Below are 11,441 nucleotides of genomic sequence, written 5' to 3'. Positions count from 1 at the left end.
CGGGAATTCCTTTGACAACACCCTAAATTCATTCACATACCCTCATTTTCAAATACAAACGGTTCTCGTTGTTTTTTTATATCTGTTGATGATACTGTGATTGTGAAGTCAATTGATGAAATAATGGAGAGCTTAAATTATGGATGAAGAATATCGAAAACATGCCAAATCAAAAATTACAAATGCTAAATATCTAGAACGTAAACATGCTGCAAAAAAAATAATAATCGAAGAATACACGCAAGGAATCAATTCATTTTTACAAATCATCAATAAAACACCTGCTGACTTTCATGCTCTTACCAATGCCTATTATGATCTGGCGACTTTTTATTTTAATAAAACGGAATACATAAAAGCAGCTCAATGTTATCTGGATGCGATACAACAACTCCTGCAAACTGAATTAAATGATGAGTGTTATAGAAAATTAACGGAACTATATATTGACTTAGCGGATGCGTGTTATGAATCGCTTAACCAGCCTGCAGGAGATGAAGCCATGTCAAATGCCATAAAAGCATTTGGTTTGATTAAAAACAAAACTGGTGCAGAACAAAAAATAGGTGATCCAATAGCTAATTTCAAGAAATTTCATGAGCATTATGAACGAAAACTTTCAACAAATTCATATATCGAATCATCCAAATTTACAAACCATGAGCTTTTACTTGGTGAAGGACAAGTTACACGACAACAGGAACAAGCTCTTTTCGCACAATTTGAAGCCATATCAATTAGTGAAATTCAACAAATTGATCTCAGTATAGAGGGCATGTTAAGCCAACTGTCTCTATCTGCAGAGAAACCTTTATTTAACCCCATTGTAATCAATGCAACACCGAGCGATGGTGTTTGTCGTAATATGGCAATGCAGCTTTTAGCACTGGCTAAATCTCATATTCAAAACAAATTAATACCAGAAACTGTTGCAACTTATAGACAAGCCATTAAAACACTGCAAATGATCAAAGCTCCACAACAAAGTGACCATCAAATAATCCTGCATTTGGAAGACCAAATAAAATTTTTACAAAGAAAGCAAAGTATCCCAGAAACACAATCTTCTTTTACTTCACCTTCAATACCCCTAGAAAATCAAAGATCGGTTTCCGTCACTCAGTCAGGGAGAGGTTTTTTTGCTCAAGCGTTGCAGGATGAAACAAAAGAAGAATTGTCTATGGATTTTGAGGAAGATGTCAAAATGATCGAAGAAACCAATGGAAACAGAATGAATATGTATCCTTAACTCGGCCTTTCTTACAAACTGCTCCTCGTTGAGGTATTTAATGGTGATTTTAAATTAAGATTGAGTCTACTAACAGTTATCATCTCTAAAGTTTCTATAGAGCTCCCAGGACAGTGTGCTGGGAGCTCTACTTTCTATTATCAAAAGATCCCAAAAGCCATCATTAATCATAATGAGAAAAATTAATCAGATATTCCTTTATTCAAAGCCTCTGCTTCAAGTACTAAAGCTCTTATTAATTCATTTGCACTTGTATTTCTGCATAATGGTGCGGATTGCCCCGCCCACATTGACATAAAATCAATATTGTTTTGTTCCTTGGCCTTTTTTCGCATCATGCTTGTCAGGGCATTTTGAATGGGATAATCAAGAATATTGATTTTTCTTAGCTCCATGCGCTCAATAAATTGATTGCGTACTCCTCGGGCTAATTTCCCGGAAAAAGCGCGTGTAAGCACCGTATTATCTTGTTGCTGTGTCAGTAAAGCGTGTTTATAGACATCTGGAATGCCGGATTCAAAACAACTGAGAAACGCAGTTCCCATTTGTATGCCTTCAGCACCTAAATGCGTTGCGGCAACGATTCCTCTTCCATCCATAATTCCCCCCGCCGCAATAATAGGAATTTTGATTTGATCTACGAATTGAGGGATTAGGCTAAACAACCCAATCAATCCATCCTCCGCTTTACCTATAAAAGTCCCTCTATGGCCCCCTGCTTCACTTCCTTGAGCAACAATTGCATCAATACCACTTTCTTCTAATACCCGTGCTTCGGCTAAGGTTGTCGCTGTGCCGATTAAAATGGTGTGATTTTTTTTTAGTTTTGATATCCATGCAGAATCCAACAAACCAAATGCATAACTAAAAACAGGAATTTTTTCTTCAAGAAGTACCTTTATTTGTTCTTCAAAAGATTGTGCGTAAGGTTTTGCAACTGACTTAATCTCTATATTTAATTCATGGCAGGACTGTTTAATATCAGCACAGGATTTTTGAATTTGTGCTGCCGTGGCATAATGTTCCTCTGGAATAAAAAGATTAACTGCAAAAGGTTTATTCGTTAATTTACGAATCGTTTTTAGAGCATGTCTTATCTCAGTAGGAGTCATATATCCAGCACCTAGTGAGCCTAAACCACCTGAATTACTTACCGCAGCAACTAACTCAGGAGTAGCAGCGCCACCTGCCATAGGAGCCTGTATAATTGGGAATTTTAAACCAATTTTTTCAGTCAATCGTGTCTGCCACATGGTTTTCATCCTTTTTATATTTCATTAATCATAAACTTGATGTGTAATGGATACTATAGTGTAATGAAGCACAATTACTCTAATGTTCAGCGCGCCAATTATCCCAGATTATTTATTACACAAACTTAAATGGGATTGAACAATAGAATTGGGAAAAACGGATTATTCACTTGAAAGATCAATTAGATAATCAACAGTTGCTGGAAAATGTTCTGCGATTTTTTTAGAATGTTATTTCTGCATTGCATGAAGATGAATCTATTCTCTTCACAATTTTTAATAAAACGTCTGGTGCATCAAGTTAGGAGGACGCTATGAAAGCACAAGCTATATCATCTTTTGGTGATTCTTCAGTTTTTGAAACAATTGAACTCCCCAAACCAAAAATTAAACCAGGCTATGTGCTCATTCGCGTTATTGCCACGAGTGTTAATCCTGTTGACTGTAAAGTTCGCTCGGGTAAATACGGTCAGGTTTCACCTCAATTCCCAGCAGTCTTGCATGGTGACGTAGCAGGTATCGTTGAAGAAGTGGGTGAAGGAGTTGTTGAGTTTACAGCCGGCGATGAGGTTTATGGATGTGCAGGCGGCTTTCTCAATGAAAGCGGGGCTTTAGCTGAATTTATGCTTGCTGATGCCAGGCTCATTGCAAAAAAACCAAAGAAACTGAGTATGGTTGAGGCTGCTGCATTACCTCTGGTGTCAATCACTGCCTGGGAGGCATTATTTGAAAAGATTAAAATTAAATCTGGACAAAAAGTGCTAATTCATGCAGGTACAGGCGGGGTTGGACATATTGCAATTCAGCTGGCAAAATGGGCTGGTGCAGACGTATACACCACTGTATCTTCTTTAGATAAAGCAGAGATAGCAAAATCGCTCGGAGCCAAAGAAGCAATCAATTACCGGATTGATTCAGTCCACGATTATGTAAGTCGCTTTACCAATGGTGCGGGATTTGATGTGGTATTTGATACAATTGGCGGAGAAAATCTTGATAAATCATTGACTGCAGTTGCCATGTATGGAAACGTAATCAGCATTCAGGCAGCATCCCAGCATGATCTTTCACCTTTACATAGCAAATCGGCCAGTCTCCATGCTGTTTTTATGTTATTGCCATTATTACATAATGTACAACGCGAACGACATGGCAAAATTTTAAAAGAAATCGCAAGCATGGTAGAAGATGGCCATTTAAATCCACTCATTGACCCTCATCTTTTTTACTTCGAGAACATCGAGAAAGCCCATGCGTTACTTGAGTCAGGAAAAGCAGTAGGAAAAATCGTAGTTCAAGCCTATTAATTCTTGGCTTGCAGCATTACAGCACAGAGGGCCCCAGATTTAACTATATCACACCTGGTACCCTCTGTAGGCCGCTTGTCCACACGAGTGTTCTTTATATTCCCCAGGATCTGTTAAACAGAGGTGTCGTCAGTTATTTATCCTTTATTTCTCAAAGTTTCTTATCAAAAAACGGATGCCCTTCATGTTTATTGCCCCTAATTTATGCGTTTAAGGGGTTTAAGTAAGTGTTTATTGAGATCACAGTAAAGCATAGTACCTCCTATAACCGCTGCAGGCAGGGTCAATATATTTAAGATGGGTATAAAGCTGACCAGATTTATAGAAAAACCTAATCCAAGTGAACACATTTTGCTGCCGGCGACTTTTTTACGTGTTTCTTTGAAGCTAATAAGATTATTATCCATAGCGAAATCTTGATATTGAATACTCAATATCCATGCATTAAAAAGAAACCATAAAAAAGGATAAATAGGCTGTAGAAAAGGTATAAAAAATAAAACTCCTATCACTAAAAAACGAGGTAAAAAATAGCTAAGAAACTCAACTTGACGTTTTATACTACGAAATACGATTTTATGAAATGGTAAAGATGGAATAGCACTTCCAAAAAATATATTTTGTGTTTTCTCAGCTAAAAGCCCATTTAGAGGCGCTGCGATTAAATTAAAAAACACCGTAAAAAGTGATAAAAACATTAAGAAAAAACTCAGGATAAAAATAATAAAAAAAACAGTGCTGAGAAAGCTTAACCAAGAAGGAAGTTTATCAATGTAGTGATAAGCATAGGGCAACAAATAATGATAAATCAGGTAAAACAAGCCCGCAAACATTATAAAATTAATCGCTAAAGGCAATAGAACAAAACGTTTCAATCCTCGAGTAAAAAGATGACGAATTCCACGTAACATATAACTCATACCATGAAAAAAATCCCTCATTTTTCTCCCCAATCTTGAACCATTTTCGTAATTTAATCCAATCATATAACTAATGACACATTCGAACATCATATTTTTATATAATTTTCTTTTTAAATTTTGAACAAAATAATGACACAGTAGCTTATTAATATATAATGAAATTTTTTTCAGTTAAGGATAAGGTACGATAAATGTTTGAAAATAAAGCTCAACCAAAACAAATCCCCAAGTTAATCACTCTGACAGCAGAAGTAATCAAGAAAACAAACCCTCATCTTTTTTTTACTTTATATGGGAATAAAAAGTTACCTCCCCAAATAGAAAATGAGTATATCAATCCTCCTGTACAGGAATTAGTGAAGCAACATGAACACATTTATTGGGCCAATGTGAAAGAACGTAAAGAAGAAGTTAAATACCGCTCTTCCCGTATTGAAGTGGACTGTTGTTTTAAAAAATGTACAAGCCTAACAATGATGGCCTTAGGTAGCGGCGTACATCTTGGTATCTATTATATATTACGTGCAAGTGGTGTACCGTATTCAACAACAATAACCTATCTTGCAACCTTGCCCGTCACTCTATGCGTTACAGCGTGTTTTAGTCCCTGTGCTGCTTTTTTATTAGCAAAAGGGATCGCGAATTGTATAACTCCCAATGTTCCTGAGGAGACTGTCGATTTATATGAAGTAGTAACTAGTGCTAATAATGACAAAGAAGAAGAGGAAGAAGAAGGAGAAGAAGAAAAAAAACGAATCGCTTATCCTTAAAAACGTACCTGGTGCAGAAATGAAAATGAGAGATGCTTATGTATATTTCCTGAGTACCGCTACGCTGCATCAGACTACACTATAGTTACACTCCCTTTGTAACAACTTTGTTACAATTACAGTGTACCTTGTTATATCCCTGTTACATTTGTTATTTAGACTAGGCTTCAATAACAATCTAAGAGGGGAATACAAAATGATTAAAAAATTATTACTGTGTGGGATATTAAGCACAGTTACGTTATTTTCCACTACGACAGCCTTCGCTTATTATCATTCACATCATGATTATCCACGATTCAAGTTCCATCGCCACCATCATCACTCAAGATGGAAAAATGTTTATCGATGGACACCACCACCGAGTGTTGTAGTAGAAAACAACACCCCATACCCACGATACCACCAACACTACTGATTATAAAAAGGTAGTAAGATTTCAGTTATGCCAAAAGTGGTCATCCCTGCGCAGGGATGACCGCCTTTTAGACAGCACTGTAGACTGTAGAATACTTATTTTCCTGGTTAAAATTTTGTGAGGCTCTCTCAGGCAGAAAGTGCGAAGGAGTATTTTGATTTTATATCATGCAATTAGGTACCCTAACCCATTTACATAGTTAAGCCATAGTTTTTAGCTTGTTCTTTCGATTCAGCCTCCATACAATGATGATAAAATTGCTCTTCGATCAGAGACCAACCCCATTATTTAATTATGTATTTAGAGTGCTTCATGAAATTTCTCATGCAAATAGGTATTTTTGTCTTACTCACATTCATTATTGTTTATTCTTTTCTTGCTCTTTATATTATAAAAAATGCGGAAAACGATGAAAAAAAACACGCAGAGGTTATTTTGGTACTCGGAGCAAAAGCTTATCGCAATAACTCATACAATCTGTGCCTCGTAGCTCGTGTAAAACATGCAGTGGATTTATATAAAGCGAACTATGCCCCTAAACTTCTTTTTACTGGTGGTACTGACATCGAAGACGGGGCAAATGAAGCACACACCATGAAAAAAATTGCGCTCTCTTTAGGTGTCCCTGCCAAAGACATCCTGCTTGAACCAGCCTCAACTTCTACTTATGAAAATTTTCTTTTTTCCAAAAAGATATTGCAAACGAATAAATTTAAATCCATTATATTGGTAACCGAACCTTTTCATGCACCCAGAGCCATTCTAGTCGCGCAAAGATTGGGGATTAAAGTGATTAGCTCACCCGCAGTAAAAAGCACATGTTGGACAAAGAACAAATATCTGTCACGTTATTTTCTCAAAGAACCCCTTGCCATTCTCTATTATAAAATGAGAAATAGATTATAAGCCCTGTTCTTCAATTGCTGCATATGCAATGAGTGCCCTTTTATCAACAAAATAAAAGGGATTACTAATGGTAACCCCTTTTATTTTGCTGATTATGAAAAGATTCAACTACTTGCTTCGAGTACATGTCTCTGATCCAACTTGATTGTCTGTTTGGACAACCCAATTGGATTGTAATGAGCCATCTGGCTTAATTTCAATCATTTGAATACCAATTGTATCCGGCTTTCTTGGATCCCAAAATGAGGTCGCTACAACATTAGTCATATTAGGATGCATCACTCCTGTGCCGTAAAGAACAGGATCCCCATTACTATTTTCCCATTGTAAGGTATAAGTATCCCCTGATTTTGATACTGTAAGAGGATAAGAGGCTGTATTATTTGAGGCATCAACACGTTGGCATTGATAATCACCTAAAAAAGAAGAGGCTCCCGCTTTGCTTGTCGAGGTACTGGTATTGCTTGATGCAGCATCAGTATTCGTTGTCGAATTTGAAGTATTGGTATTGCCTGTACTGGTGTCTGCATAGGCCGTTAAAGTAGGCAGAGATAATGCAGCAACTAAATAAACACTTTGAATCACAGTTTTCATAATAAAATTCCTTTTCTCATAATCATCTTATGTGAATAACGCTCTATTATTGTTGCGCTGCTTTAGTACATGTTTCAGTACCACCTTTATCCTTATTGCTTTCTGCAAAAACACCATCCAAAGAACCATCAGGTTTGATAGTGAACAATTGAATCGTTGTTACAGATGGAGATTTGGGTTGCCAAAAGATATAGCCAATCGCATTCCCGACATTTTTATTAAATATGCCTTTACCAATATAATATGGAAATACGCTTCCTGTAGGAATTCCTGAAATTTTATAAACATCTCCATTTTTTTTGAACACTACAGTTTCGGTTCCATCATTAGGGGTAGTAAAGGGATCGTGATAGGAACATTTATATGAGCCGGAAATGTCAGGGATTTCTGCAGAGTAAACACTAGGTGAAATCGCCAAAACACCTAACACTGTTGCTAGTGAAAGCTTATTAATGACGCGCATAAGAACTCCTTTTCTAAATAACTTAAAAAATGATTTTAAGGTACAGAAGCTAATAATAAATATATGTTACACGCTATGGAAAAGCAAATTTCAAATGGAAAAATTTTTATATAAAACAGTACTGTAGTCCTGGAGTAAATTGTATGCTTTCTGGAGCTCATCACCATCATTTTTACCGATTGGTAAATTTTTTTATAAGACTCTCTACTTTCATGTTTTTTAACTAAATCAATAACTTCTTCATTATGAGTCATTTTTGCCTTTATTATAAGGCGTTCTGCTTTAATAAAATCTACAATACATTGTGGAGATTCCAGAGTTGTTTTTAATACTCCTGGGATTGGACAATGAGGTTTATAATTTTGTATTGACCCCCTTTTTGGTTAACTGCTTTTTCAACCGCGGCATGTAAAGCGGTGCGAGTTTCAGTGAAACTAAATATATCCTTAGGGAGTTGTCTTGGATTATGGCTGCCCCCATGAATGTTCTTTTACCACCCGCAGAATAACCAGTGTTAATTACTGATAGAAATAAAAGGCATGAGTGACCTATTAGTTAAGTCATCAACAAAGCATAATCTTGTGAATCCGTTTCTGGTGTCTCCTCAAGAAAATCAACCAATTTTTTCAAACGTCCTTGCTTTATAGCCAAGGTTTCAAAGAAGCTAAACCTAGTAGGCCTGCCAAGAATGGCCAACTTTCTTTTTTCAGCGGCATGGCATTTTGTCTCTCCAGAGAACGATAAAAAAGAATGTTTGTCACCGCGCGGATCTTCTTCACGATGTTTTATATATTGGTTGAAACCAAATAAACAAACTGCTGAATGAACAAGTTTTACCTCTTGATTTGTCAGGACTCGCATTTGTCTTTTGACTGCAGTGGTAAAATTCAAAGCACCAGCAAATGATTGATCTTTTCGAGTTGCAAAATCCTGCTCTAACAAATGAAGTGTACTATTTATTAAACCATCTCCAGCATTTAAATTATCCCCTGTATCAATTTGAGCAAGCCTTGCTTGCTGAATAAAAGGGTAAATCCAACGACTTCGGTTCGTAGCACTTAGAAAATCTGAGCGCTTGGTAGGCATCCAAGCAGATACATGTCGCAATGCATCAATAAGCGCAATTGAGCGGGTATCGATGTAGTCATCATAAGTATTAAAAAATTCGATACAATCTGCTGAGTTTTGGGTTAAATAATTAAAAATCGCGCATTCAGAACGCCGCTCTTCCTCTGTAGTAACATCTCTAAAATAAATCAAAAAAGGCATTAATGCTAATTGCTCCACAGTGCAATATCTATAAAGTAAATAAAGAGATGCTCTCAGCAAAAACATGATATCTTTTATTTTTGCAAGCTCTTGTGGTTTTTGAGCAGCGACTCCTGCATGCAATTTTTCAAAAGGATAACCCTTCTCCGCGGGCTCCATATAACCAAGCATTCGACTGGCACGAATAAGTAACGGCATGAGTTCCGCTATTTTCAAACAGTTTCCTGCCAAGTGATTGAACTGATTTTTAAGTACTTCATACAGAATAGGATGATGAAAATCAGCAGCTAATAAACCCTTTTCAACTAAAAGCTGTTGTAACGAAAGCCAAGGAGTGACATAAATACCCCCTCTCCATTGATCATGCGGTACATTACATACAATCCAATGCCAAAATTGCTCAATAAGCTCTTTAACAGGAGGCATCATTTCAGGATAACATTCACGTTCATCCTCAAGCGGTTCAAGTATCGCAACTAATTTTGAGATGAAATCGATGATTTCTCTCGGTTTTTCTAATGGATCCATCTTGCTTTTAAATAGTTCATCAACATGTTTTTTTAACTCATAGACTTTCATCCTCTTCACTCCATGTCTTATTGAGTAGTTATTAAGAAACCTCAACTCAAGGTAAAAAAGCAATTGCAAAAAAATAAACCGCAGAAAATCGGAACATGACAAATTTCAGTCAACAATCAATGCAAATTATCGACATTTTTTCTAAATATATAACAAAATAATTATTTTAAATCTAGAGTAACAAACCGCTTGCTACATTATTCTTGTTAATACTCCCTGGAAGTGTATTTCACCAATTATTATGGCAATATAACGAGCTTTTACCACTACCTGGATTTTTATTGCCGCAAAACAAGGATAATTACCCAAATGTTTGATTTTACTGGAAGTTATACTGATCAATATCAACTCACCATGGCACAAGTTTATTTTTTGAAAGGGAACAAAAATAATACCGCTGTTTTTGATTATTTTTTCAGAAAACTTCCATTCGGTTCAGGATATGCAGTTTTTGCTGGCTTAGCAGACTTGTTGGAAATATTAGAAAACTATCATTTCAACGAACGGGACCTTCATTTTTTACAAAGTAAAGGAATGCATCCTGACTTTCTCGATTATCTGAAGAACTTTCGCTTTAATGGAACTGTTTATGCGCCATCTGAAGGAGATTTAGTTTTCCCCACTTCCCCCGTAGTCACCGTTGAAGCCAATATGATTGAAGCACAGCTCATCGAAACAATTCTTTTGAATTTACTTAATTTTCAAACGCTGATTGCGACAAAAGCAAGCCGTATTCGCTATGTTGCAGGCGATTGTCGGCTCGTTGATTTTGGTTTGCGCAGAGCTCAAGGTCCTGGAGGCTACTATGCTAGTCGTGCCGCAATTATTGGCGGGTTTGATGCAACAAGCAATGTATGCGCAGGACGTGATTATAATATCCCTATCTCCGGAACCATGGCGCATTCATTTATCCAAAGTTACGATAGCGAGTTAGCTGCATTTCGTGATTTTGCTGAAGTCTGGCCTGCTAATTGTACCCTTCTGGTTGATACGTACAGCACTTTGGAAAGTGGTGTACCCAATGCAATTCGTGTGGGCAAAGAAATGGAACAACGCGGCCATCGATTGCAAGCCATTCGCTTAGACAGTGGTGATTTGGAAGATTTGGCAAAAAGAACACGCCAAATGTTGGATGAAGCAGGCTTACATTATGTAAAAATTGTAGCCTCCAATCAATTGGATGAAACGAGAATAAAAACCCTTCGTGACCAGAAAACACCTATTGATATTTTTGGGGTGGGTACAAATTTAGTTGTTGGCGCTCCAGATGCTGCTTTGGACGGTGTATATAAACTGGCTTTTGCGAATGAAAAACCCCGGCTTAAACTTTCGGAGTCAAAAACTAAAATCACCTTGCCTTATAAAAAACAGGTTTTCAGGTTATTACATGAAAACACTTTTTTAGGGGTTGATGTGGTTGGCTTAATGAATGAGACGAATTTAGATGGAGTGTATGCTCCTTTTGAAACAGAAAAATTATTGTCTCTTGATCATGATCAGCAAGAGCCTTTATTGCAAAAAGTCATGGAAAACGGCAAGCGATTAATGCCATTGAAAACACTGGAGCAAATTGCGGAATACAGTAAAAAGCGGTTAGGCCAGCTACCTGAAGAGTATAAAAGATTTGAAAAACCAAGCTCCTATCAGGTAGGATTAAGCCAGCAGCTTAAAATAAAACGGAATGAACTCATTAAAAAATATAAAAAATAA

10 protein-coding genes are annotated in these 11,441 nt (G+C 36.8%); 5 read left to right on the top strand and 5 right to left on the bottom strand.

What is annotated here, in order from left to right; translation table 11 throughout:
• Positions 1–139 precede the first annotated feature (139 nt).
• On the top strand, positions 140–1,249 hold the full coding sequence (locus tag DY223_RS04640; protein WP_058460312.1) for a tetratricopeptide repeat protein: 1,110 nt from the start codon (positions 140–142) through the stop codon (positions 1,247–1,249).
• A 182-nt stretch (positions 1,250–1,431) separates the two neighbouring features.
• Here DY223_RS04640 and DY223_RS04635 read toward each other — a convergent pair whose 3' ends face one another.
• On the bottom strand, positions 1,432–2,502 hold the full coding sequence (locus DY223_RS04635) for an NAD(P)H-dependent flavin oxidoreductase (RefSeq protein WP_058460311.1): 1,071 nt from the start codon (positions 2,500–2,502) through the stop codon (positions 1,432–1,434).
• Positions 2,503–2,816: 314 nt separating this feature from the next.
• Between DY223_RS04635 and DY223_RS04630 the strand changes: the two genes are divergently transcribed.
• Complete coding sequence (locus tag DY223_RS04630) at positions 2,817–3,809, top strand: zinc-dependent alcohol dehydrogenase family protein (protein WP_058460310.1); 993 nt, start codon at positions 2,817–2,819, stop codon at positions 3,807–3,809.
• A gap of 197 nt (positions 3,810–4,006) precedes the next feature.
• Here DY223_RS04630 and cysZ read toward each other — a convergent pair whose 3' ends face one another.
• On the bottom strand, positions 4,007–4,750 hold the full coding sequence (gene cysZ / locus DY223_RS04625) for a sulfate transporter CysZ (protein ID WP_058460309.1): 744 nt from the start codon (positions 4,748–4,750) through the stop codon (positions 4,007–4,009).
• 173 nt (positions 4,751–4,923) lie between these two features.
• On the opposite strand from cysZ, the gene DY223_RS04620 reads away from it, so the two are divergent.
• Both DY223_RS04620 and DY223_RS04610 read left to right on the top strand, forming a co-directional pair.
• Positions 4,924–5,502: a hypothetical protein gene (locus DY223_RS04620; RefSeq protein ID WP_064115052.1), complete on the top strand. Its 579-nt coding sequence runs from the start codon at positions 4,924–4,926 to the stop codon at positions 5,500–5,502.
• Between the two features lie 730 nt (positions 5,503–6,232).
• Positions 6,233–6,826, top strand: coding sequence for a YdcF family protein (locus tag DY223_RS04610; RefSeq protein ID WP_058460308.1), 594 nt, complete (start codon positions 6,233–6,235; stop codon positions 6,824–6,826).
• Between the two features lie 108 nt (positions 6,827–6,934).
• Here the strand turns inward: DY223_RS04610 and DY223_RS04605 are convergent, their stop codons facing one another.
• The 3 genes from DY223_RS04605 to DY223_RS04590 form a co-directional block, all read right to left on the bottom strand.
• Positions 6,935–7,420: a hypothetical protein gene (locus DY223_RS04605; RefSeq protein WP_058460307.1), complete on the bottom strand. Its 486-nt coding sequence runs from the start codon at positions 7,418–7,420 to the stop codon at positions 6,935–6,937.
• A gap of 46 nt (positions 7,421–7,466) precedes the next feature.
• Complete coding sequence (locus tag DY223_RS04600; RefSeq protein ID WP_058460306.1) at positions 7,467–7,883, bottom strand: hypothetical protein; 417 nt, start codon at positions 7,881–7,883, stop codon at positions 7,467–7,469.
• A gap of 555 nt (positions 7,884–8,438) precedes the next feature.
• Positions 8,439–9,731, bottom strand: coding sequence for a hypothetical protein (locus DY223_RS04590; RefSeq protein WP_058460304.1), 1,293 nt, complete (start codon positions 9,729–9,731; stop codon positions 8,439–8,441).
• 309 nt (positions 9,732–10,040) lie between these two features.
• Here DY223_RS04590 and DY223_RS04585 point away from each other — a divergent pair, with 309 nt between their 5' ends.
• The gene (locus DY223_RS04585; protein WP_058460303.1) at positions 10,041–11,441 is read left to right on the top strand and encodes a nicotinate phosphoribosyltransferase; all 1,401 of its coding nucleotides are present in this window, start codon (positions 10,041–10,043) and stop codon (positions 11,439–11,441) included.

The sequence above is a fragment of the Legionella bozemanae genome, assembly GCF_900450575.1.
In the GTDB taxonomy this organism is placed as follows: domain Bacteria; phylum Pseudomonadota; class Gammaproteobacteria; order Legionellales; family Legionellaceae; genus Legionella; species Legionella bozemanae.
This window is presented reverse-complemented; position numbering and strand designations above follow the sequence as displayed.